The organism is Chelatococcus sp. KU-N122 (assembly GCF_055391085.1).
Genome location: NZ_AP043981.1, coordinates 5,075,131 through 5,097,446 on the forward strand (window position 1 = coordinate 5,075,131; position 22,316 = coordinate 5,097,446).

Genomic DNA, 22,316 nt, shown 5'->3' on the forward strand with positions numbered 1-22,316 from the left:
CCGGCCGCCTATCCCAAATTAGAGCGCCGGGAAGCGCTGCGGATCCGGATAGAGCGGATAGCCCGCGGCGACGCCATATTCGCTGATGCCCCAGCCGGTCGCGCCGTCGCTGGTGAGCCGCACCACGTGGTCGGAGAGCGTGCGCGCGGCGGCGCGCACCGCGTGATCGTCCAGGTCCCAGACGTCGTGGCCGCTGTAGAGGGCGCCGCGGTCGTCACCGTGGTTCCAGCCCTGGAAGCCGCCATAGAGCCCGCCCTTCAGGTAGAACCGCGTCGGCAGGCCCTCCATGCGCACCTGTCGCGCCGGGCCTTCGTCGAACTCCAGGCGGAATTCGGCCGTGGCGATGGTCTGGCCGTGCGGATCGCTCGCCCATTCGATGTCGTGGCTGGCCGCCAGGATCTCGCGGCGGCTGACGGTTCCGTCGGGGCCGCGGCGGAACTCCGTGCCTGACAGATACATCGGCAGGCCCGGCTTCCGCTCCTTGAGGAAGATCGACAGGCTCGAATCCTCGAACTGGAACATGGACCAGGTCCAGAAGAAGTTCTTGTGGGTGGCGGCCGGCGGGCGGGTCTCGTCGGTCTTCATCTCCGAGCGCACCCCCCATGAATGGTCGCGCTGGCCCCACCACAGCGACGGCTCGACCGCGTGGCGGCGGCCGTCGACGACGAGCCAGCCGCGCCAGCGGCCGAACTGGGCGATGCGCGTCATATCTTCCTCGACCTGGCCGTTGCGCTCGCGGAAGCTCTGCTTCTCCTGGGCGGCCGGGAAGGTGGCCTCGAACGTGAGGTCGAAGCTGATCCCCGAGCCGTTGTCGGCCAGGACCAGCCGGTGGCGCTTCATGCCCTCGACGACTTCGAAGCGCAGGGGGCCGACCGTGGTCTCGAGGGGGGTGTCGCCGAGCTGGCGCGAGACCCGGAAGTTGTGCTGCTTGCGCCCGACGGTGACGCCGGCGAAGGCGTCCATGACGCCGCGGTTGGGATAGTAGCCGAGGCCGACGTCGAGCAGCAGATCGGTGCCGTCGATCGGGTGCCCCGTGTACCAATAGCGTTCCGTGAAGCGAGGATCGCCATTGCCGGCGCACGCAAACGGCGCGGCGGCCTGGTGGCCGATGAGATCGTCTTGGGGAGTGAGCATCGCGGGTCCTTCGCCTGTGTCAATCTCTGTGCCTGCGCCGGACGTCGACGAGCGGTCCGGCGGGGCGTGCCCAGGTCTTCGAGGTCGGGCGTCTTCGAGGTCGGGCGTCTTCGAGGTCGGGCGTCTTCGAGGTCGGGCGTCTCGGTCCGGCCGGGGCTCCCGGCCGCGACGCAATGAGGCGATCCCGGGGCGCAGGGCCTGGGACCGCCAGCGTCGATGAAGCCTCAGCGCTCCGCCGCTCCGGATCCGAACAGGACCCAGGTCTTGCCGTCGAAGCGGGCGAAGCGGGTCTCCTCGAGCGTCGGATAGCCGCCGCCGGAGGCCTGGAAGACGATGCCGGGCAGCAGCATCGGCAGGGAGAGGCCCTGCAGGTGCGTCGCCTGCTCGAGCAGGTTCGCCCGGGTGAGGTTGTCGCCGCTGCGCCGCAGGATCTCGGCCGCGGCCTGCGCCGTCGAGTAGCCGGTGACGGCGATGATGTCGTCGGGATTGTCGCTCGGCATGTAGCTCTTCATGAAGGCCAGGTAGTCCTTCATGCCGGTGTCGTTGGCCCAGGTCGGATCGCTCGGTGTCTTGTAGGGGCTCGTGGTCACCACCCCGACCGCTGCATCGAGCCCGGCCGGGACGAGCACGCCCGCGACGGAGTTGGAGATGGAGGGCAGGATGACCAGCGGCTTCCAGCCCAACTCGTGGATCTTGCGGACGGCCTGGGCCGCGAACTTGTTCTGGGCGCCGATCAGGACGACGTCGGCACCGGCGTTCTTCAGCGCCAGCATCTGCGAGTCCACCGTCGTGTCGGTGACCTGGTAGCTCGTCTCCTTGACGATCATGGTGCCGGCCTTGTCGCCCAACGCTTCGCGTATGCCCTTGGCGTACTCCTTGCCGATGTCGTCGGACTGCATGAACAGGCCGATCTTGGCGTCGGGCTTTTCCTTGAGGATGAACTTGGCGATGTTCTTGCCCTCGTTCAGGTAGGACGGCGAATAGGGCGTCGTCCACGGGAACTCCTTGGGCTCGTTCCAGCGTGAGACGCCGCTCTGCACCAGGAGTTGCGGGACCTGCTTGAGGTTGAGGTATTTCTGGATCGCCGCGTTGGTCGGAGTGCCGAACGGGCCGACGATGGCCAGCACCTGGTCGTCCTCGACCAGCTTGCGGACGACCTCGACGGTCTTGGGCGGGCTGTAGCCGTCGTCCAGCGCCACCAGCGTGACCTTGCGACCGTTGATGCCGCCCTTCTCGTTCAGCATCTTGAAGTAGGCCAGCATCGTGCGGGAAAAGCTGGAATAGGCAGATGCCGGTCCGCTGAACGGCGCGTTCTGGCCGATCTTGATCTCGGTGTCGCTGGCGCCGCTGTCGTAGCGCTTCTGGGCCACGGCGCTGCCGCTGGCTAGCACGCAGCCCATGGCGGCTGCAGCAAGTATCGAACCCGTACGCATGTTCCCCTCCCATTCTTGGCGCCGGTTGAACGGCCGGCCGGCCCCATTCGGCCTGTTCACAAGCGCTCGGCGCGATGATAAACATAATCCGTCCAGTCGGTCTATCTACGATTTCGGCTGGACGGGAAGGCGTGCCGGGACGATGGCATCGGTGCGCCTCCGGCTGACCGGCAAAGACGGCGACTTTCGGGAGCGAGACGTTCAATGAAGTTTACGCAGGCGCTGAGCTCTGCCGTGCAACAGCATCGCAATCGCGCATCCACGGTCCACTTCGGCCGCACCCGCACCTGGGGCGAGACCGGCGAGCGGGTGGCTCGCGTCGCCGGCGGGCTGAGGGGCCTCGGCGTCACCGACGGCGATCGGGTCGCCGTGCTGGCGATGAACAGCGACCGCTATGTCGAGGCCTTCTTCGCCGTCGCCTGGGCGGGCGCGGTGGTCGTGCCGCTGAACACGCGTTGGGCGCTTGCGGAAAACGAGTACGCGCTGAAGGACTCGGACGCGAAGGTGCTTCTCGTCGACGGGCACTTCGCCGATCAAGCGGTGTCCTTGCGGGGTGCGGTGCCGGATCTGACCGTCGTCTACATGGACGACGGCGCGGCGCCGGATGGCGCCATCCATTTCGAGACGCTGGCCGCGGGCGAGCCGATCGCCGACCTGTCCGGCGCCTACGACGATCTCGTCGGCATCTTCTATACCGGCGGGACGACCGGGTTCCCCAAAGGCGTGATGCTGTCGCACAAGAACGTCGTCTATGAATCGGTGGTCTGGATCTATTCGCTCGGCTTCACCGAAGAGACCGTCTACCTCCATTCCGCGGCGCTGTTTCACCTGGCCGGCGCGTCGCCGATGGTGGCGTTGACGCTTGTCGGCGGCACCCACGTCACGCTGCCGAAGTTCGAGGCCGAGGCGGCGATGAAGGCGATCGCCGAGAACAAGGTGAACTACTGCCTGTTCGTGCCGACGATGCTGAACATGATGCTCAATCATCCGGCGTTCGGCACCTACGACCTGGGCAGCGTCAAGGATTGCGAATACGGTGCCTCGCCCATGCCGGACGCCTTGCTGGTGCGGATCATGAGAGAGCTGCCGCACTGGCGCTTCCATCAGGGCTACGGCCTCACCGAATGCGCGGCGCTGGCCTCCCTGCTGCCCTGGCGCTGGCACGCCCTCGAAGGGCCGCTGGCGGAGAAGCGCAAGTCCGCCGGGCGGGCCGCCGCCGGCGTCGAGATCCGCATCGTCGATGCGGACGGCCGGGAGCTGCCGCGCGGCAGCGTTGGCGAGATCGCCATCCGTGGTGCCGGCGTCATGCTCGGCTACTGGCGCAAGCCGGAGGAGACCGCGCGGGCGCTCCGCAGCGGCTGGCTGCATACGGGCGACGGCGCCTGGATGGACGAGGATGGCTTCATCTACATCGTCGACCGCGTGAAGGACATGATCGTCTCGGGCGGCGAGAACGTCTATTCCGGCGAGGTCGAGAATGCGATCTACCAGCACATCGACGTGCGCGAGTGCGCGGTCATCGCCGTGCCCGACGACACATGGGGGGAGGCAGTGCATGCCATCGTCGTGCCGAAGGACGGCCGCGAGCTGGGGCCGGCGGAGGTCATCGCGCACTGCCGCACGCTCATCGCCGGTTATAAGTGTCCGCGTTCCGTCGAGGTCCGGGCGGAGCCGCTGCCCCTGACCGGCAGCGGCAAGATCATGAAGGCGCAATTGCGGGAAGAGAAGTGGCGCGGCCACGGCAGGGGTGTGAATTGACCGCCGCCATGTCGACGATGCAAACACGGCAAGCCGCGCCGCAGGCGGCGATCCCCGCAACCGAAGTCGACGACGGACGGGTGCGCGCGGGCCTGAGCGAGCACCTGAGCCAAAGCGCGGGCGGGCCCGTGGCGATTATCGCCTTCGACCGACTTTCGCCCGGCTTCTCCTGGCTTACCTACAGCTTCAAGGCGCGCTATCCGTCCGGCGAGATCCGTCATCTGATCTTGCGGATCGGGCCGCCGAGCGGGCTGTTCGCGCCCTATTCCGTGCTGCCGCAGGTCTACGCGCTTCAGGCGTTGCACGGGACGACCATTCCCGTTCCCGGCCTCGTCGCCCATGCCGAGCATGGCGGCGCGGTGGGCTTCCCGTTCTTCGTGTGTGAGCACGTGCCGGGCCACGTGACCGCACCGTGGACCGGCAGCTCGGCCGGCGAAGAGCAGCGGCTGGCGATTGCCGAGCAGTTCGTCGACATCCTGGCCGACCTGCACGGCCTCGACTGGGCCGCCTCGCCGCTGGCGAAGCTGCCGTCGCCGGCCGGAGACGGCCCTGTCGAATTGCGGCCGATCGAGGGCTGGCGCCGGCTGATCGCGCGGCCCATGCAGCGCTACTATCCGCTGCTCGATTGGGCGGGACACTGGCTTTCCGACAACTGCCCCAAGCCGCCGCGGCTCACCGTCGTCCACGGCGACTACCGCGTTGGCAATTTCCTGGAGGACCAGGGCCGGATCACCGCCATCCTGGACTGGGAGCTCACCCATGTCGGCGATCCGCACGAGGATCTGGGCTGGGCCCTGATGCCGACGTTCAACGCCGGCAGCCGCAAGCTCTACGGCGTCATGGAGCGCGAGCGCGTGCTGGAGCGCTACGCGAAACGCTCGGGCATCCCCGTCTCCGCCAGGAGCCTCGCCTTCTACGAGGCCTTCGCCCTCTACCAGGCGGCCGGCATCCAGCTCTGCGGCGCCTACGCCTTCGAGGTCGATCGCTGCAACGACATGCGCATGGCCGCCATGGCGACCCGCATGGCTCCCATCATCCGCGCCCTGGATCGCGCCATCGAGGCCGCCGCATGAGCAAATCCTTCGACCTCGTCCTCGACGGTGCGATCGAGGCCCTCCGCACCAGCATCCTGCCGCACCTGAGCGACAGCTTCGTCAGGGGGCAGGCGTACGGCGTGATCTTCGCCCTCAACGGCCTGAAACTCGGTGCCGATTGGGCGGCCGGACCGCTCCTGGCCCAGGTCACGCTGCAGGACCGGGCCTTCGAGGCGGTGTCCTGCCTGGCCGCTGGCCTGCCGCACCCACCGATCCCGGCGCTGCCGCGGACCGCCGGAGGCATCGTTGACGGCGCCGCCCTCGAGGCGCTGCGCGATGAGGGCGACCGCCAGCTCGGCGCGCTGCTGATGTGGGCCTCGACCGACGCTGTCGGCGCGGATCAGGCGGCCGCTGCCGAGATCCAGGACACGCTGCGCCGCTTCATGCGCGAGCAGATGACGCTCGAGATCGGCACCATGGCGAAATCCATGTTCCACGAGCTCGCCACCGGGGAGGACAGTCCGGCGGGGACGTCAGCGCGCGGATAGGCTGCGCAGGCGCCACGCGTTGGCGGTGGTTGCGGCGAGCTCGCGGAAGCTGCGATGACGGCGGCCCTGGCCGTGCCGCATGTCGTCGTGCAGCTGCCGCGCGTAGGCCTGGTCGTCGACCTCGGGCGCGTGGCGGTCCGAATCCGCATAGGCCGCGCGCTGATGCTTGCGGCGTGAAGCTGCCTCGCGGACCTGGGACTCGGCGTCCGGCAGCGCCATATCGCCGGCGAGCGCCGCCGCGAGCCAACGGCCCTGGACCTCGACCAGCGGAATCGCCGGCCCGACCGGCTCGACCAGACCAGCGAAGATCAGCCCGCGATGCTTCGGCGATATCATGCCTCGGTAGAGCGAGCCCGCGTCGGTTTCCGGATCGAACAGCGATCTGGCGAGGAACGGAAACGTGGTGCGGTAGCCGGTGGCGTAGATGATCGCGTCGAAGGCCTGACGGCTGCCGTCGTCGAATTCCACCTCCATGCCGTCGAGCAGGCGGACATTCGGCTTGATCGAGATCAGCCCGTGGCCGAGGCAGGGCAGCAACTCCTCGCTCATCGTCGGCTGCTCGCGCCGGATGGGATGCTCAGGCCGCTTGAGGCCGAAGCGCCGCTGATCGCCGGCAGCCAGCCGAATCAGCGGTGCCATGACCGCACGCGTCACCTGGGCCGGCAGTCGCAGGCGCCCGGAGAGAATATCGCACCAATGGTCGGTCGGCCGCCCCATCAGGTACTTGGGCGTGATCCAGGCACCGCGGCGCGTCGAGAGGGTGACACCGGCCGCATGCCGGCAGAGATCGACGGCGATGTCGACGGCCGAATTGCCCATGCCGACCACCAGCACGGTCTTGCCCTCGAACGGCTGGGCGGTGCGATAGTGGTGCGAATGCGTCGCCGTGCCGAAGAAGCGACCGGGAAAGGCGGGGAGACGCGGGTCCCACAGGTGGCCGCTGGCCACGATCACGGCGCGGTAGTGGCGCACCTCGCCACCCGCCAGATATACGCGCCACTGGCCGCCCGGGCCCTTCGTCACCGCATCGACCGTGGTGCGGAAGGTGACCATGGGGCGGATACCGAACGCGTCCGCATAACTCTCGAGGTAGGAGAGGACTTGCCGGTGGGACAGAAAGTCCGGCAGCGAATCCGGGACCGGGAAATCCGAGTAGCCGAGACGGCGGCGGCTCGTGTTGATATGCAGGCTCGCGTAGGCGGACGACAGGCCGTTGTCGTTCTGATAGCGCCACAGGCCGCCGAGGTTCGAGCCCTTCTCGAAGCAATCGAAGGCGAGCCCTCGCTCGCACAAGGCCTTGGCGACGGTGATGCCCGAGGCGCCGGCGCCGATGATGCAGATGTCGGGAGACCGCGACGGCCGCCTCGCCGCGGCCGCGTCGTCGAGATCGGACCAGGCGCTCCGGCACGCCATGTCAGCGGTCTCCGCCGATCGCGCAGCGCGCATCACGTGTGACCGGCCGGCCGCTGCCGTCGCGGCCGAGCGGGCCAGTCTCGGTCAGTCCACGGGCGAGTGATCCGGGACGCCTCCCTGATTCGGCAACGAGAATGCGGCTCATGACGACCCCCTCTCCCTGGTCTGTCGAACGCGCCGGCCCTCCCGCGCGTGGCCGAGGGCCTGAACCCACCCGCTGGAGCGGACGCTCCGACGGAATCGGAGCTACCGCCCAATCTCCCTGTCTTCGCATCGGATTTACCCCCAAATCTGATGTCGGCCTTTGGGTCCGATGTTCTAACCGGATACCCTAGAATAGCGGCCACGAAATCTCTTCGATAGTGAGTAAATAGTCGGCTCCTGGGCTCCGTCCGCAGGCGCAACTGCATCCGCAGCAAGAGGTAGCGCGTGCCCCCGCAAACAGGCGCGGAGCCGGGGAAGCGGCAGCCCCGGCGCACGAATGTACGGCCGTATTCGCTGCGCGAGGCAGCCGGTCGGCCGGCGACCCGACCTGAGGACTTACGCGCGATTACACCCATGATTCTTCACCGACAGAAGCCCACATCGTCGTGATCTGGGTGTCACTCCCACCATTTGTTGTGGATGAATGTCGGTGTTCGATCGCACCCGCGCAGCGACGTTGCCGCCGCTTCAGCCCACGAACTTGGCGCGCGGCCGGATGAGCTGGCCCCCGGCACGTTGTTCCTGGGCGTGGGCGATCCAGCCCGCCGTGCGGCCGAGCGCGAACAGGGCGAGCGGCGTTCCCGGCGGCAGATCATGGCTGCGGGCGATCGCCGCGAGGGCGACGTCGATGGTCGCCTTGCGGCCGGTGAGGCGCTCGGCGTGGTCGATGAGATCAAGGATATCAGCGGCCGCGCCGACGTGGGGGAGCAATGCGCGGGCGCGGGGGTCGCCGTCGGGATAGAGCGCGTGGCCGAAGCCGGGTATGGTCTCGCCGCGGGCGATGCGGGCGCTGAGTCCACGTGCCGCCCCGCCGGCCCGCTCGATCTCGTCGAGCAGCGCCGTCACCTGGTCGGTCATGCGGCCGTGGCGGGCTCCGCCGAGCGCGGCCAGGCCGGCGATCAGGCTCGCGGTCAGGCTGGCCGCCGTCGCCGCGACGACGCGCACCGCGAAGGTCGACGGGTTGAGCTCGTGGTCGGCCGAGAGCACCAGGGCGCGGCGGATGGCGTCGGCCGCCGATGGCCGGTTCCAGGCCTGGGCCAGCGCCTCGTGCAACGGCACACCGGGTGCGAGCGCGGCGCCGGCGAAGGCCGCTGCCAAGGCCTGCATCAGCCGTGCGCCGCGGCGCGGAAACTGCGTCTCGGGCAGGCCCGGCAACTCCTCGTCGAGGAGCAGGGCGAGCAACGCGATCGCTTTGTCCGTGGCCGCTGCTGCCCGGAGCCGCTGGGCCGTCTCGCTCCATCCCGCCACGGTCGCCGGGTCGAAGCCGGAGTGCGCGAACGGATCCCGATCCGTCTCGCCCCACAGCAGCCGGGCTGCCTGCTCCAGCGTGGACGTCTCGGCGAGCTCGACGGCGTCGCGGCCGCGATAGAGCAGGCGGCCGCCGTCGAAGGCGGTGATGCGCGTTTCGAGAACCGGCAGCCCCCAATCGAGCGCCGAGGCCGCCGCCGTCGACGGCCGGCGCAACCGCGCCTTGCGGTCGATCAGCCGGTCGACATCGGCCTGGACGTAGAGCCGCGCCCGCGGCGTGGTGGGGTGGGGCGCCGAGCCGATGAGGCCGCGGCTGACGTAGGCGTAGAGCGTGGCGCGGCTGACCTTGAGGCGCGCGGCTGCTTCATTGGCGGAGAGGAGGGCGGGCGGGGGATCCGGTTGAGCCATCATATTGATATATTGATTCAAGATTGACGACTTGAGCAAGTCGGGTCGTCATGAGGCGGTGAATGCGTGATCAGGGAGACCGGGCATGACCAAGCCCAGAGCCATCGGCCTCGACGACGTCGTCGCCGCCGAGACCGTCCTGAGCGACGTGGACGGCGAGGCCGGCCGCCTCATCCTGCGTGGCCATGACGTGGAGGACCTGGCCGGACAAGTGCCCTACGAAGCCGCCGTCGCCCTGTTCTGGAACGGGATCGTGCCGCCCGGCGACAGCGCCGCGGCGCTGGGGCGCGACATCGCCGTCGGCCGCGAGCACGCCTACCGCCGCTTCGCGCCGTTGCAGGACACCGCGGCGGCGCTGAGCCCGGTCGAGGGGCTGCGCCTGTTCCTGTCGGCCATCGGCGACGACGATCCGCTCGCCCATCCGGCGGCGCTGGTGGGGGCCGTCGGCGTCGCGGCGGCCATGGCCGTCCGTCTCCGCGAGGGCCGTGCGCCGCTGGCGCCCGACCCAAGCCTCTCCCATGCCGCGGACGTGCTGCGCATGCTCTCCGGCCGGATGCCGTCGCCGGCCCATGTGGCGGCGCTCGACACCTATCTGGTGACGATCCTCGATCACGGGCTCAATGCGTCGACCTTCACGGCGCGTGTGGTTGCCTCGACCGCGGCGGGCCTGCCGTCCGCCGTGGTGGCGGCGCTGATGGCGCTGAAGGGCCCCCTGCACGGCGGCGCGCCGGGGCCGGTGCTCGACATGCTCGATGCCATCGGCACAGCCGACCGCGCCGACGCCTGGCTTGCCGCCGCGCTCGCCCGCGGCGACCGGCTGATGGGCTTCGGCCACCGGGTCTATCGCGTGCGCGACCCGCGCGCCGACGTGCTCAAGGCTGCGATTCGCGGCCTGACCGATCGCCCCGGCCGCATCGCGCTGGCCGAGGCCGTCGAGGCCGCGGCGCTCCGTCAACTGGCCGCCCACAGGAGTGGCCGCCCGCTCGACACCAACGTCGAGTTCTACACGGCGCTGCTGCTCGAGGCTCTGGGCGTGCCGCGCGCCGGCTTCACGCCTTTGTTCGCTGCCGGCCGCGTCGCCGGCTGGATCGCGCACGTGCGCGAACAGGAGGCGGCGGGGCGCATCATCCGGCCGCAGTCGCGCTACGTCGGGCCGATGCCGGCCAAGGCGGCGTAAGAGGTGGCCAGGACGCGGCTCACGCCGCGTCCTGCATCAGCCCGATCTCCGATTTGACCGCGTTGAGGAAATAGCGGCCGAGCCAGGCGCGCGGCATGTGGCGCAGGACGACGTTCCTGACATGGAAGGCGAGCTGGCTTTCCGGAATGAACATCGACGCCATCCGCCGGCTGCGCTGCTGCAGCCGCTGGATGGCCGGGCGCAATCTGGCTTCGTGGGCATCCAGCGCCGCCCGCACCGTGTCTGTCCGCGCCAGCTCGCGCCCCAGCATCTCCGCCGAGGTCATCGCCATGCCGGCGCCCTGTCCGGAGATCAGCGTCAGGCAGTGGGCCGCGTCGCCGAGCAGAACGACGCGCTCCTTCGACCAGGCGGGGACGTCGACCAATGTCAGGTCGTCGATGATCGGAACCGCGCCGTCCGTCCGCGCCTTTTGCATGAGCTCCCGCACGCGCCCGAAGCTGCGCGTCGCCACCTGCTCCAGCATCGGCCAGCGCACGTCGGCCGGAACGGGCCCGGTCCGTTCGTCGCGCCACACGTGCAGGGCGGCCAGACGATCGCCCCGGAGGGCGTAGTACTCGGCCAGATGGCCGGGCTCGGCATAGGAGAGAAAGTCCGCCCCCAGCCCGCCCGGATCGTCGATGTCGTAGACGGCGAAGCGATAGCCGAGCGGCTTCAGGTTTGCGCCGTCCGCGCCGAACACCAGCGGCCGCAGGGTGGAGCGGAAGCCGTCGGCGGCGATGACGAGATCCACGTCCAAGTGTGTGCCGTCGCTCAGCGTAGCGCCCGCCTTGCGCTCGTCCTGGTCGATGGCGGTGATCGTGGTGGCGAGGCGCAGCTCGGCGTTCGCCGGCAAGGCCTGATACAAGGCGCCGACCAGGTCCGTGCGGCGCAGGGCCACGTAGGGCAGGCCGCGGATGAAGTCGCGATAGCGTAGCCGCAGCAATTCACGACCGTGGCGGTCGCGGTAGACGTTCTCGTCGACGCGATAGGCGGCCGCGGCCAGCGCGGGGTGCAGGCCCATGCGTCCGGCCGTCTCGTAGCCCGGGCCGGAGAGGCCGAGCATGTAGGCGCCGCCTCGCAGGTGCGGCGCGCGCTCCACGATGACCGAGCGCCAGCCGGCCTGCCCGAGCCACCAGGCGGCGGCCAGGCCGGCCACGCCCGCCCCCGCGATCAGAGCCACGGGTTGCGTCATCGTTTGTCCTCCTGTGCGAGGCAGCGCCTTAGGATGAACGGCATGGCGAGGAGGCCGGCGATGGCGAGCGTCGCGGCTAGGACGAAGAAGGGGCCGTACCCCAGCGACTTGGCCAGCACGCCGCCGCCGAAGCCGCACAGGCCGGCGACGAAGGCATCGGCGCACTGGAACAGGGTGAAATCGACGCCCGCCTGGGTCGGCGAGGCGAGGCCCATCAGCTGCGAATAGAGCGCCACGAAGCCGATCGCCATCATCGCCGCCTGGGCCACGACGAGCCCGACGAGAAGGCTCGCGTCGGCCGGCCCGCTCGTGACGGCAGCGGCGAGCGAGGCCAGGGCGAGCGCCTGCAGCATCGCGGCGATCAGCACGGCGCGCAGGGCCCCGGCGGTGCGCACCAGGGCGCCGCCGGCCAAGGTGCCGCCGACACCGGCGATCACGCCGCCCAGGCCGTTGATCGCCCCCAGCGTGGCGAGGTCAACCCCCCGGTCGATGAGGAGCGGGCCGGTCATGCCCTGCACCAGGCGCACGCCGATCTCGAAGGTGATGGTCAGCAGCAGGCCCCAGCGTATGGCGGGCCGCGCCCACGCCGCCCGCAGGCTCGGCCGCGCCGTCCCCGCCGGCAGCGGCGGCCCGGGCTCGCCGGCGAGGGCGAACGGCAGCGCGAGGGTGCAGACCGAGGCCGCAAGCGCGAGCACCGCCACGGTCCACCCCGCGTATGACACCAGAATGAGAAAGAGGCCCGATCCGAGCAGGATGCCGAGATAGCCGCCGCCGACCTGGGCGGTGTTGCCCCAGCCGCGCGCCGCAGGCGCGAGCTGCTCGATGGCGAAGGCATCGCAGGCGATGTCGACCGTGGCCGACGCCAGGGCGACCGTGCCGAGCAGGATGAACAGGGGCGCCCGACCGGCCGGTTCGGTGAACGCCAGGCCGATCAGCGCCAGCGCAGCGAGCGCTTCGCCGGCCACCACGATCTGGCGTGAGCGGCGCGCCCGTCCGACGGGCAGCCGGTAGCGCTCCACATAGGGCGCCCACAGGAACTTCAGCGCCCATGGCAGCATGACCAGGGCCACGAGCCCGATCGTATCGAGCGCCGCGCCCTGGCTGCGCAGCACCGCTGGCACGCCCTGGAAGGTCAGGCTGCCGACGAGGCTCTGCGCCAGGTAGATGCCGACAATGGCGACGAGCACGCGCCGGAACGGCAGCCGCTCGTCCGCCTTCGCCGCTGCGGTCACGAACGCATCCATCAGAACTGCGTCCGCATCTGCACGCCGACGATCCGCCCCTGGCCGATGGTGCTCAGCACGGCGCCGCGGAAGGAATAGCTCGAGGTGCGGTAGACCTTGTCAGTCAGGTTGTCGGCAAAGAGCTTGAGCGTCGGCCCTTTGTCAAAGGCGAATTCCAGGCCCGCATCGAAGGTGGCGTAGGCCGGCTGATACAGCGTGTTCGACTCGTTGAAGTAGGTGCGGCTGGTCAGGTGGGCGGCGCCGGTGGCGACGACCTGGCCCGGGAAGAACGATTGCGCCAGCACGTAGCGCGCCGCCAGGTTGGCGGTGACGTCGGGTGCGTAGGGCACGCGCTTGTTGTCGTACGTGGCGCGGCTCAACGGGTCGACCATGTCCGAGAACTTGGACTGTCCGAAGCTTCCGGTGGCCGTGAGGGTCAGCCGCTCGGTCGCACGCAGCGCGGCCTCCACCTCCACCCCGAGGCTTTCGGCGTCACCGGCGTTGCGGATCACCTGGAGGCCGATCGGCCCCACGTAGATCTGCTTGTTCTGGGACCTAATGTAGTAGAGCGCCGTCGACAGCGTGAGCCAGCCGTCCCACAGCGACGTGCGCGCCCCGACCTCGAAGTTCCAGGCGGTCTCCGCCTTGTACGGCTCGGCGTCCTCGATGAACGAGACCGCATGGTTGAAGCCGCCCGGCTTGTAGCCCTCCGACACCAGCGCGTAGACGCGGGTGGTGTCGGTGACCTGGTAGCCGAGCGAGAGCTTCGGCTGCAGGCTGCGGAAGCTGGCCGAGCGGTCGAAGCTGAACCCCTGGCCGTTGCCATAGATGTCGGGCCGCATGAAATCGACCGACGCCCAGTCGTAGGAGCCGCGCAGGCCGCCGGTCAGCGTCAGGCGGTCGGTCAGGTTGTAGGTCAGCTCGCCGAAGATGCCGGCGCTCTGGCTGTCGACCTTGTTGCGGGAGGCCGCGTAGACCCCCGGGTAGCCGGTCGCGTCGCGTGTGAACCAGTCCGACCAGTACGACAGGCCGGCGACGCCCTTGAGCGGCCCGCCGTCGTCGTAGGTGAGCTTGAGCTCCTGGGTGAAGCTGCGGTCGGTCTCGGGATAATTGCCGCCGAACAGCGTGCGCTTGAGGTTCACGTCCTGGTAGGCGGTGGTGCTCGTCAGCGTGAAGGCGTTGAAGCGGTAGTTCCAGGTGAGCCCGGCGGTGGTGATGTCGCGGTCGAGGAAGTTGTAGGGGCCGATCTGGGCGCTGCGGTACCAGCGATGCCGCACGTCCTGGTCGAGGATGGAGATTTCCTCCCGCGAGCGCAGCACTTCGCGCGACACCCAGGCACTGGCGTCGAAGGCGCCGCCGGCCGGCGCATAGCGCAGGCCCACCCGGCCGTTGAACGCGTTCCACCAGTTGATGTCGTCCTTGCCGCGGTCGATGTCGCGGATCTGGCCGGGGGTGTAGCTCTCCTTCACCGCCAGATCGAGGAACAGCGCGTCGGGCACCAGCGCGGCGGTGGCCGTGGCGCCGGCCTGGAACAGGCCGCTGGCGGCGGTGCCGAACACCGCGGCCGTCTGCTCGCGCGGCTTGCGGGTGATGATGTTGATGACGCCGGCGTAGGCGTTGCGGCCGTAGAGCGTGCCCTGCGGGCCGCGCAGGAACTCGACCCGCTCCACGTCCAGCAGCTCCTGCACCATGGCGGAGGCGGCCTGCGGCACGCCGTCGACGTAGACCTGCACCGCCGGATTGTAATAGTCGGGCGAGGACATGCCGCGCACCGTGAAATTGGCGTAGGCGCGGTTGCCGCGGCTGTCGATGACGAGCCCCGGGAACACCTTCTGCAGGTCGGTCACGGTGCGGACATCGCGCTGGCGCAACTCGTCGCCGGTGACGACCGAGACCCCGCCGTCGACCTTGTCGAGCGGCTGCTCACGCTTGTTGGCCGTCACTGTGATCTCGTCCAGGGTAACGTTGCGACCGCCGTCCTGCGCTCGGCCGACTAGTGTCGAGCTGATCAGCAATAGGAATGTGGTCGGACCAAGTCGGGCGGCTCTTGAGAACATTTCTAAACTTTCAAACCTCAACTGGAATCTTGCCTATGTCCTCTGGCGGTTCGTCAACGTTGTCTAACGTTTTCGGGACTGCTATTGACGCAAGCGGGACACTTGCTGCGGGGGATGCCCGATTTGGAGACTGGTGTGCTTCGCGCTCAACAACCCGGCGATGGCGGATCGGGATTCCGGGCGGCCACCTGGCGGGAGGCGGTCGACCATGAGATCGCCGCTCTGGGCTGGGCCGAGCACACGCGTATCGATCGCCCCGAGGAGGATGTCACCATCTTCGTCGTCGACACGGTGACGCCCTGCGACCTGACGTTTCGGCCGCGCGGCCCGGCGACGTTTTCGCTCAGCGTTTTCTTCGACGGGCGCGGCACGCTCTCCGTGGATGGTGCGGCGCCTCTCGCGATCGTGCCCGCCATGGGCGTGCTGTTCACCAGCGGGCGGGAGGCCGGGGGCCTCAATACCATTCCCGGCGGCCAGCGCATCCACATGATGGACCTGCGCTTCGAGCGGCGCTTTCTGCTCAAGGCCGGCGGCGCACCGCTGGCGCGTCTGGGCGGCGACCTGCTGAGCGAGCACAGCCGCCCCGACCAGGAGGTGTTTCTCGTGGGCTTCGCGGCGCCCGTCTCGTTGCTTCAGGCCGCCCGCGACATCGCCGGCTGCGCGCTGCCGGACGGCCTGTCACGCAACCTGTTCCTCTACAGCAAGGCGATCCACTGCCTGAGCATCCTCGTGCAGACGCTCGGCCAGACGGCGGCCAAGCGCGCGGTCATTCGGCGCGGCGATCGCGAGCGCGTCGAGCGCGCCAGGGAGATCATCGAGGGGCAGTTCGGCCTCGACTGGTCGATCGCCAAGCTGGCGCGCGAGGTGGGGCTGAACGAGCGCAAGCTCAAGGAGGGGTTCCGCGCCGTCGTCGGCAACTCGGTCCACGCCTATCTGCGCCAGGTCCGCCTCGACGCCGCCGCGATGATGCTGGAGGCCGGCGCGACGGTGACCGAGGCTGCGCTCGCCGTCGGCTTCGACAGCCTCAGCCACTTCAGCAAGGTCTTCACCGCCGCCAAGGGCGTGGCCCCCAGCCGCTACAGCGGGCGGGGGTGAACTAGGTGGGGCTCACGAGCCCAGGCTCCGATCGTCACCGAAGCAGTTTCGCAGCTCTAAAGTCTCGTTGACCGACGGCTGGCCGTATGTCAAATGACAGGCATATGCTCTTGGGTATCCACCCAGGCGCGGTACGGCGAGCACCCAACCATGGCTATCGCACCCGATGTCGCTGCTCTGCCGTGCAGACGCGCCGCGGCTCGTCGCAATGTAGAGCAGCAGCAGGTTGATGATTGGCGGTGGCGCTGATTTGCCAAATACCGATAAAATTTCCGCCGGGATGCCGCCGTTGCTGAGCGAATTGACGAGATCGACCGAATGCGATTTTCTTCCTGCTTGTGCGTTATGTGGCGCGGCGCCTACGTCGGCGGCAGCGTGTCGGTGTCAACACGTCGGTATTGCCGTGCTCATGCGCAGCCTGAAGGTCGGTGGCCGTCAGGAACAGTGAAGCGATTCTAGTCCGAGACGAGCGATGAATGTGTTCGATGAGGTCGAAGCGGGTTCAATCTCGCCCGACGGGTCGAGAATGATAGTCGACTTCTTTGGGTCTAATGGTACAACACAGATTTCGCTGCCCGCTGCCGAAATCAGATGTCTGATCAATCTGTCGCTCCGCCTGTGGTCTGCGATGGCACAGCGGACAGGCGCCGATCCGAGCTTGCCGGTCATGTCCTGTGAGATCGGCGCCGTCAGCGACGGCCGCGTGATGCTGACCTTCGGCCTCGAGGGCGAGGCAGAGATTGCGGTCAAGGTTGATGCCGATGCGGCTGAGGCCATCGCGGCCACGATCGTCGACACCCTGCCGGCGAGGCCGCACTCTGCTCTAGCAGATTGAATCATACGGAACGAACCTCTGCTGCGGTTTCAAATCCCCCAAGATTCCGCCAGGTGAGCCGTACGCCAGCGTTGTCATAGTTCTTTCATGAATTCGGGTCGGTAAACCCATTCTCGGACAACAGCTTTAGACCGATATCAGCTTTAGACCGACATCGGCCGGCCCGGCCGCATCGTCAAGCCGCGGCATTCGCAGATTTCGCTTCCCGACGCATATGTCCGCCTATTGACATACACCATCTTATGATCGATGAGAGATCTCGCAGATGCGAGATGCCGCCTGAGGATGGCGCCCGGCGCCAAATCGGCGGTATCTGGCTCGGCCACATGCGGTAGCGGAAGAAGGTTGGAAAGCCGTGGTCGCCGTCAACGAATAAGAGAATCTCGAGAAGCATAACGCGATGTATTCGTAAGATGACCAACCGAATTCTAAGTGGATTCGAGCGATACGTTGACTGACTCAGATAGAGCTATTCTGTTTTGGTTAGCCAAGCAAAGAGACGACTGTGCTGTGGGGTGTTGACCGTTCGGCTAGTTGGGTGCGCGCATGATGTCGAAGCGATTTCTGGTGACGGGCGGGGCCGGCTTCATCGGGTCGGCGGTGGTGCGGCGGCTGCTTGGCGCCACCGCTCACCATGTTCTCGTCGTCGACAAGCTGACCTACGCCGGCAACCTGGATTCGCTGAAGCCGGTGGCGGACCAGCCGCGCTACGAGTTCCTCAAGGCCGACATCTGTGATGCGGCCGCCATGCGGGCGGCGCTGGAGCGCTTCAAGCCCGACGTGGTCATACACCTGGCGGCGGAGAGCCACGTCGACCGCTCCATCGACGGCCCGGCGGCCTTCGTCGAGACCAACGTCGTCGGCACCTTCACCCTCTTGCAGGCGGCGCTGGACTACTGGCGCACGCTGGTCGGGGCCAAGCGCGACGGCTTCCGCTTCCACCACGTGTCGACCGACGAGGTCTACGGCACGCTGGGGGCCGACGGGCTGTTCCACGAGGACTGGCCCTACCAGCCCAACTCGCCCTATTCGGCGTCGAAGGCGGCCTCCGACCACTTCGTGCGGGCCTGGCACCACACCTACGGCCTGCCGACGGTGGTCACCAACTGCTCCAACAACTACGGGCCGTATCACTTCCCCGAGAAGCTGATCCCGCTGATGATCCTCAACGGCATCGAGGGCAAGCCGCTGCCGGTCTACGGCAAGGGCGAGAACGTGCGCGACTGGCTGTTCGTCGACGACCACGCCGATGCGCTGATCCTGGTGGCCGAGCGCGGGCGGCTGGGCGAGAGCTACAACATCGGCGGCTGCAACGAGCGCCGCAACATCGACGTGGTGACGGCGATCTGCGGGCTGCTGGATGAGCTGGCGCCGGACCGCAGCAACGAGAGCCGGGCGGGGCTGATCACCTACGTGACCGATCGGCCCGGCCACGACCTGCGCTATGCCATCGACGCCGGCAAGATCGAGCGCGAGCTCGGCTGGCGGCCGGCCGAGACCTTCGAGACGGGCCTGCGCAAGACGGTGCAGTGGTATCTCGACAACCGCACCTGGTGGGAGCGGGTGCGCTCCGGCACCTACCGGGGCGAGCGCCTGGGCATCGCCGTCTGAGCGAACGCCGGCGCCGGCCCCGCATCGGGCTGAGCGGCCCCCGGCAACTGCGATAGCGCCGTATGGAGAGGAGCTGATGGTAAGCATTGAGGCGACGGCCATCGCGGACGTCAAGATCGTGACCCCGAAGCGCCACGGCGACCATCGCGGCTTCTTCAGCGAGACCTTCAACCTGCGCGACTTCGCCGAGGGCGGGATTGCCGGCAGCTTCGTGCAGGACAACCATTCGCTGTCGGGGCCGGTGGGAACGGTGCGGGGGCTGCATTTCCAGTCGGCGCCGTTCGCGCAGGACAAGCTGGTGCGGGTGGTGCGTGGCGCCGTGCTCGACGTGGCCGTCGACCTCCGGCGCTCGTCGCCGACCTATGGCCGGCATGTGGCGGTGGAGCTGTCGGCGGCGAACTGGCGGCAGCTGTGGGTGCCGGTGGGGTTCGCCCACGGCTTCTGCACGCTCGAGCCGGACACCGAGGTGGTCTACAAGGTGACCGGCTACTATTCGGGCGAGCACGACCACGGCGTGCGCTGGGACGATCCGGAGCTGGGCATCGCCCGGCCGGTGGCCGGCGAGGCGGCGCTGCTCTCGGCCAAGGACGCGGCGCAGCCGCGCTTTGCCGAGCTGCCGCCCTACTTCGCCTGAGCGGCGGGGCAGGCGGCATGCGTATTCTCGTCACCGGCACCGAGGGTCAGGTGGTGCGCTCGCTCGTCGAGCGGGCTAGGCCCCTGGCCGACGTGGAGATCATCACCGTCGGCCGGCCGAGGCTCGACCTGGCGCAGCCCGCGACGGTCGCGGCGGCGCTCGATGGCGTGGCGGCGGACGTGATCGTCAATGCGGCGGCCTACACCGCCGTCGACCAGGCGGAGAGCGAGCCGGAGCTGGCGGAGGCGGTCAACGGTGCCGGTGCTGGCGCCGTGGCGGCGGTCGCGGCGCGGCGCGGCCTGCCGGTGATCCAGATCTCCACCGACTACGTCTTCGATGGCACGTCCGAGCGCCCCTATGGCGAGGACGATGCGACCGGGCCGGTGTCGGCCTACGGCCGCTCCAAGCTCGCCGGCGAGCGGGCGGTTCGGACGGCGAACCCGAACAGCGTCGTGCTGCGCACCGCCTGGGTGTATAGCCCGTTCGGCAAGAACTTCGTCAAGACCATGCTGCGCCTGGCGGCGACGCGGGACGAGGTGTCGGTGGTGGACGACCAGATCGGCGCACCGACCTCCGCACTCGACATCGCCGACGGCATCCTGGCGGTGGCCGGGCAGCTGGTGACGCGGCCGGCCGAGGACGCGTTGCGCGGCGTCTTCCACATGAGCGCCGGCGGCCGCGCCTCGTGGGCCGACTTCGCCGAGGCCATCTTCGCCGCGTCGCGGGCGGTGGGCGGTCCCACCGCCCAGGTCAAGCGCATCACCACGGCCGAGTTCCCGACGCCGGCCCGGCGGCCGGCCTATTCACGCCTGGATGGCGCCAAGCTGGCGGCGGCCCACGGCGTGGCGCTGCCCGACTGGCACGCCCCCGTGCCCGCGGTCGTCGTGCGTCTGATGGCCGAGGCCGGCTGAGACGCAGCAGGCCGCGAAGCCCGCGCGCATAGATGAGGAGCACATGAAGGGGATCATTCTCGCGGGTGGCAGCGGCACCCGGCTGCATCCGATGACCAGCGTCATCTCCAAGCAGCTGCTGCCGGTCTACGACAAACCGATGATCTATTATCCGCTGTCGACGCTGATGCTGGCGGGCATCCGCGACATCCTGATCATCTCGACGCCGCACGACCTGCCGCGCTTCCGCGAGCTGCTCGGCGACGGCGCGCGCTGGGGGATCAAGCTGAGCTATGCCGAGCAGCCGCGGCCGGAGGGGCTGGCCCAGGCCTACCTCATCGGCGCCGACTTCGTGAACGGCGAGCCCTCGGCGCTGATCCTGGGCGACAACCTGTTCTACGGCCACGGCCTGACGGACGTGCTCAAGAGCGCGGCGACGCGCAGCGGCGGGGCGACGCTGTTCGCCTACCGGGTCAACGACCCCGAGCGCTACGGGGTGGTGGAGTTCGCCGACGGCAAGGCGATCTCGCTGGAGGAGAAGCCGGCCAAGCCGCGCTCGAGCTGGGCGGTGACGGGGCTGTACTTCTACGACGCGCAGGTGGTGGACATCGCCGCCCGGCTGAAGCCGTCGGCGCGCGGCGAGCTGGAGATCACCGACGTCAACCGCGTCTATCTGGAGCGCGGCGCGGTCGACGTCGAGCTGCTCGGCCGGGGCTTCGCCTGGCTCGACACCGGCACGCCCGACAGCCTGCTGGAGGCCGGCGAGTTCGTGCGGGCGCTGGAGAAGCGCCAGGGCTTCCGCGTCGCCTGTCCCGAGGAGGTGGCCTACGATGCCGGCTGGATCTCGCGCGAGGAGCTCATCGCCCTCGGCACCGCCCTCGGCAAGAGCACCTACGGCCAGTATCTGCTCGGCATCGCAGCCCCACCGGCGAACACGTCCCTGAGAGGCGACAGACCGACGTCCCCGATGCTTGAAGCGAGGCTCGCCGCCCTCTAGAGCATGATCCCAAAAGCGGACACCGGCTTCTGGGTAAGATCATACTCGAAGCAAAGATTTAGAGCGGGATGATGATCCGAAGATAAATCATCGCGCTCCAGCCGTCGCCTGCTCCGCGAAAGGCCCGATCATGAACGCACAATTGCCCCCGTGGCCACCGTCCAATCTCTCGAACTTCATGGGTGAAGACCAGGCCAGCGCCATCCAGAATGGAGAATCTCTCCTCAAGATCGCCGACGGAAAATGGGATAAATCGGGCGCCGTCCTTGATATCGGCTGCGGCTATGGGCGGCTTGCATATGCGCTCCTGAGCCGCGGCTTCACCGGTCACTACCTCGGTCTGGATATTCTGCCGGCGCACATACGTTGGTTATCCGATAACTTCACGCCTCGAGCGCAACGTTTCAACTTTAAAAGCCTGGACATCAAGAACGATCGGTACAACGCATCGGCATCGGGAGATGCCAGCGCCTTCAAGCTCGACATCGACCGGCCGCCAAGCCTGATCCTCGTCTTGAGCGTCTTTACGCACATGTACGAGGCCGATCTGCTCGCATACCTGCGCGAGATCGCAAGGGTGATGGACGGGCAGTCCTTGTTGTACGCGACGTTCTTCCTGCTGAATTCCGCACAGAGCGAGTGCGAGCGTCGCGGGGTTTCGAAATATCCGATGGGCGTCAAGCTGTCCGATCATTGCAGCACGTACGACGCCAATCAACCCCTGCATGCAATTTCCTACGATGAGCCGTGGCTGGCCGACCAACTCGCACAGCTCGGCCTGTTCACTGCCGAAATCAACTACGGCGTGTGGTGCGGACGCTCCGGACGATCGTACCAGGACACGCTCTTCATCAAGAAATTTGCTTGAGTTTACGTGTCTAGGCCGCCGGCGCCCGCAACAGTAAGGAGCTCGCAGCGCCGGGCCGTCGCGCGAGCTGCGCGGACGCACGCCCGGACGACCTGCGTCGGGCTACGTCTCTCGCTGACCCGCACCGACGCCCTGACCAGCGCCTCCATGCGCCGCCTCCAGTTGCCCATGACTTGGCCAGCGGCCGCGAGCGCCCGGCCCGCGCCAATCGCAAGCCAGCAACCTGTAACATCCTGCGCGAGCTCAGCTTCGCGCCCCTCACGCGCCCATGGCGCGCGGTTCCGCGTCGCCTGTGCCGGACGTCGCCGCTCTCCTGTCGGCAGCCCGTGGACTGTGGCGTTGTAAGCGCAGCCGCCGGCACTTATTGGTTGCGTCGATCGTGACTCGCCGATTGACCGTCGATACCAGATATGTCAATAGGAGGACATAAGGACGGTTAAGCGACGAGGCCGGTCAAATCGGTCATCGCACGCGCTGTCGCCGCAGGGACTGTGAGGTTGGCACGGGCATAACGATCGACCGGTCTCACGAGCAGGCACAACTCGAGACTTCGCAAC

General features: G+C 68.3%; 18 protein-coding genes. 11 read left to right on the forward strand and 7 right to left on the reverse strand.

The genetic code is table 11. The annotated features are described in order from the left end of the window. Positions 1-18: 18 nt before the first annotated feature. Together ACZ5PO_RS22925 and ACZ5PO_RS22930 are read right to left on the reverse strand one after the other, a co-directional pair. On the reverse strand, positions 19-1,134 hold the full coding sequence (locus ACZ5PO_RS22925; RefSeq protein ID WP_464184153.1) for an Rv3169 family protein: 1,116 nt from the start codon (positions 1,132-1,134) through the stop codon (positions 19-21). A gap of 224 nt (positions 1,135-1,358) precedes the next feature. After that, positions 1,359-2,567, reverse strand: a complete 1,209-nt coding sequence (locus tag ACZ5PO_RS22930) for an ABC transporter substrate-binding protein (protein ID WP_464184154.1) — start codon at positions 2,565-2,567, stop codon at positions 1,359-1,361. Positions 2,568-2,771: 204 nt separating this feature from the next. On the opposite strand from ACZ5PO_RS22930, the gene ACZ5PO_RS22935 reads away from it, so the two are divergent. From ACZ5PO_RS22935 to ACZ5PO_RS22945, 3 genes are read left to right on the forward strand one after another with little or no spacing between them, the layout of a single operon-like run. Beyond that, positions 2,772-4,325, forward strand: a complete 1,554-nt coding sequence (locus tag ACZ5PO_RS22935; protein WP_464184155.1) for an acyl-CoA synthetase — start codon at positions 2,772-2,774, stop codon at positions 4,323-4,325. An 8-nt stretch (positions 4,326-4,333) separates the two neighbouring features. Then, the gene (locus ACZ5PO_RS22940) at positions 4,334-5,398 is read left to right on the forward strand and encodes a phosphotransferase family protein (protein WP_464184156.1); all 1,065 of its coding nucleotides are present in this window, start codon (positions 4,334-4,336) and stop codon (positions 5,396-5,398) included. Further along, positions 5,395-5,907 carry a hypothetical protein gene (locus ACZ5PO_RS22945; RefSeq protein WP_464184157.1) on the forward strand — a complete coding sequence of 171 codons (513 nt, stop codon included), beginning with the start codon at positions 5,395-5,397 and terminating at the stop codon, positions 5,905-5,907. Before ACZ5PO_RS22940 ends, ACZ5PO_RS22945 begins: the two co-directional genes overlap by 4 nt. Here the strand turns inward: ACZ5PO_RS22945 and ACZ5PO_RS22950 are convergent. Together ACZ5PO_RS22950 and ACZ5PO_RS22955 are read right to left on the reverse strand one after the other, a co-directional pair. Then, a complete protein-coding gene (locus ACZ5PO_RS22950; protein ID WP_464184159.1) occupies positions 5,893-7,320 on the reverse strand; it encodes a flavin-containing monooxygenase in 1,428 nt (475 codons plus the stop codon). The two genes, ACZ5PO_RS22945 and ACZ5PO_RS22950, sit on opposite strands and share 15 nt — an antisense overlap. Before the next feature lie 672 nt (positions 7,321-7,992). Then, the gene (locus tag ACZ5PO_RS22955) at positions 7,993-9,183 is read right to left on the reverse strand and encodes a citrate/2-methylcitrate synthase (RefSeq protein ID WP_464184160.1); all 1,191 of its coding nucleotides are present in this window, start codon (positions 9,181-9,183) and stop codon (positions 7,993-7,995) included. An 82-nt stretch (positions 9,184-9,265) separates the two neighbouring features. On the opposite strand from ACZ5PO_RS22955, the gene ACZ5PO_RS22960 reads away from it, so the two are divergent. Continuing rightward, entirely contained in the window at positions 9,266-10,357 is a 1,092-nt protein-coding gene (locus tag ACZ5PO_RS22960; RefSeq protein ID WP_464184161.1) for a citrate synthase, read from the forward strand. 19 nt (positions 10,358-10,376) lie between these two features. Here ACZ5PO_RS22960 and ACZ5PO_RS22965 read toward each other — a convergent pair whose 3' ends face one another. The 3 genes from ACZ5PO_RS22965 to ACZ5PO_RS22975 are packed head-to-tail and all read right to left on the reverse strand — an operon-like array spanning position 10,377 to position 14,715. Beyond that, positions 10,377-11,549 (reverse strand): FAD-dependent monooxygenase, encoded by a 1,173-nt coding sequence (locus tag ACZ5PO_RS22965; RefSeq protein WP_464184163.1) that lies wholly within the window; start codon positions 11,547-11,549, stop codon positions 10,377-10,379. Continuing rightward, a complete protein-coding gene (locus ACZ5PO_RS22970; RefSeq protein WP_464184166.1) occupies positions 11,546-12,793 on the reverse strand; it encodes an MFS transporter in 1,248 nt (415 codons plus the stop codon). The genes ACZ5PO_RS22965 and ACZ5PO_RS22970 overlap by 4 nt, the downstream gene beginning before the upstream one ends. Continuing rightward, entirely contained in the window at positions 12,793-14,715 is a 1,923-nt protein-coding gene (locus ACZ5PO_RS22975; RefSeq protein ID WP_464184167.1) for a TonB-dependent receptor, read from the reverse strand. Before ACZ5PO_RS22975 ends, ACZ5PO_RS22970 begins: the two co-directional genes overlap by 1 nt. Before the next feature lie 249 nt (positions 14,716-14,964). Between ACZ5PO_RS22975 and ACZ5PO_RS22980 the strand changes: the two genes are divergently transcribed. From ACZ5PO_RS22980 to ACZ5PO_RS23010, 7 genes are all read left to right on the forward strand, one after another. After that, positions 14,965-15,924, forward strand: coding sequence for a helix-turn-helix transcriptional regulator (locus ACZ5PO_RS22980; protein WP_464184168.1), 960 nt, complete (start codon positions 14,965-14,967; stop codon positions 15,922-15,924). Between the two features lie 472 nt (positions 15,925-16,396). Further along, positions 16,397-16,759: a hypothetical protein gene (locus ACZ5PO_RS22985; protein ID WP_464184170.1), complete on the forward strand. Its 363-nt coding sequence runs from the start codon at positions 16,397-16,399 to the stop codon at positions 16,757-16,759. Positions 16,760-17,308: 549 nt separating this feature from the next. Continuing rightward, a complete protein-coding gene (gene rfbB, locus ACZ5PO_RS22990; RefSeq protein ID WP_464184171.1) occupies positions 17,309-18,370 on the forward strand; it encodes a dTDP-glucose 4,6-dehydratase in 1,062 nt (353 codons plus the stop codon). 76 nt (positions 18,371-18,446) lie between these two features. Beyond that, complete coding sequence (gene rfbC / locus ACZ5PO_RS22995) at positions 18,447-19,004, forward strand: dTDP-4-dehydrorhamnose 3,5-epimerase (protein ID WP_464184172.1); 558 nt, start codon at positions 18,447-18,449, stop codon at positions 19,002-19,004. A gap of 17 nt (positions 19,005-19,021) precedes the next feature. Next, a complete protein-coding gene (gene rfbD / locus ACZ5PO_RS23000; protein ID WP_464184174.1) occupies positions 19,022-19,915 on the forward strand; it encodes a dTDP-4-dehydrorhamnose reductase in 894 nt (297 codons plus the stop codon). A gap of 43 nt (positions 19,916-19,958) precedes the next feature. Then, positions 19,959-20,891 (forward strand): glucose-1-phosphate thymidylyltransferase RfbA, encoded by a 933-nt coding sequence (gene rfbA, locus ACZ5PO_RS23005; RefSeq protein WP_464184175.1) that lies wholly within the window; start codon positions 19,959-19,961, stop codon positions 20,889-20,891. Positions 20,892-21,021: 130 nt separating this feature from the next. Continuing rightward, positions 21,022-21,759, forward strand: a complete 738-nt coding sequence (locus tag ACZ5PO_RS23010) for a class I SAM-dependent methyltransferase (protein ID WP_464184176.1) — start codon at positions 21,022-21,024, stop codon at positions 21,757-21,759. Positions 21,760-22,316: the final 557 nt, after the last annotated feature.

What these genes read in the sequence shown, in the direction of transcription:
- ACZ5PO_RS22955 (WP_464184160.1), bottom strand. Translation starts at nt 9,183, where the DNA reads ATGATGGCTCAACCGGATCCCCCGCCCGCCCTCCTCTCCGCCAATGAA.
- ACZ5PO_RS22970 (WP_464184166.1), bottom strand. Translation starts at nt 12,793, where the DNA reads ATGGATGCGTTCGTGACCGCAGCGGCGAAGGCGGACGAGCGGCTGCCG.
- ACZ5PO_RS22935 (WP_464184155.1), top strand. Translation starts at nt 2,772, where the DNA reads ATGAAGTTTACGCAGGCGCTGAGCTCTGCCGTGCAACAGCATCGCAAT.
- ACZ5PO_RS22940 (WP_464184156.1), top strand. Translation starts at nt 4,334, where the DNA reads ATGTCGACGATGCAAACACGGCAAGCCGCGCCGCAGGCGGCGATCCCC.
- rfbD (WP_464184174.1), top strand. Translation starts at nt 19,022, where the DNA reads ATGCGTATTCTCGTCACCGGCACCGAGGGTCAGGTGGTGCGCTCGCTC.
- ACZ5PO_RS22985 (WP_464184170.1), top strand. Translation starts at nt 16,397, where the DNA reads ATGAATGTGTTCGATGAGGTCGAAGCGGGTTCAATCTCGCCCGACGGG.
- ACZ5PO_RS22945 (WP_464184157.1), top strand. Translation starts at nt 5,395, where the DNA reads ATGAGCAAATCCTTCGACCTCGTCCTCGACGGTGCGATCGAGGCCCTC.
- rfbC (WP_464184172.1), top strand. Translation starts at nt 18,447, where the DNA reads ATGGTAAGCATTGAGGCGACGGCCATCGCGGACGTCAAGATCGTGACC.
- ACZ5PO_RS22925 (WP_464184153.1), bottom strand. Translation starts at nt 1,134, where the DNA reads ATGCTCACTCCCCAAGACGATCTCATCGGCCACCAGGCCGCCGCGCCG.
- ACZ5PO_RS22965 (WP_464184163.1), bottom strand. Translation starts at nt 11,549, where the DNA reads ATGACGCAACCCGTGGCTCTGATCGCGGGGGCGGGCGTGGCCGGCCTG.
- ACZ5PO_RS22930 (WP_464184154.1), bottom strand. Translation starts at nt 2,567, where the DNA reads ATGCGTACGGGTTCGATACTTGCTGCAGCCGCCATGGGCTGCGTGCTA.
- rfbB (WP_464184171.1), top strand. Translation starts at nt 17,309, where the DNA reads ATGTCGAAGCGATTTCTGGTGACGGGCGGGGCCGGCTTCATCGGGTCG.
- ACZ5PO_RS22950 (WP_464184159.1), bottom strand. Translation starts at nt 7,320, where the DNA reads ATGGCGTGCCGGAGCGCCTGGTCCGATCTCGACGACGCGGCCGCGGCG.
- rfbA (WP_464184175.1), top strand. Translation starts at nt 19,959, where the DNA reads ATGAAGGGGATCATTCTCGCGGGTGGCAGCGGCACCCGGCTGCATCCG.
- ACZ5PO_RS22960 (WP_464184161.1), top strand. Translation starts at nt 9,266, where the DNA reads ATGACCAAGCCCAGAGCCATCGGCCTCGACGACGTCGTCGCCGCCGAG.
- ACZ5PO_RS23010 (WP_464184176.1), top strand. Translation starts at nt 21,022, where the DNA reads ATGAACGCACAATTGCCCCCGTGGCCACCGTCCAATCTCTCGAACTTC.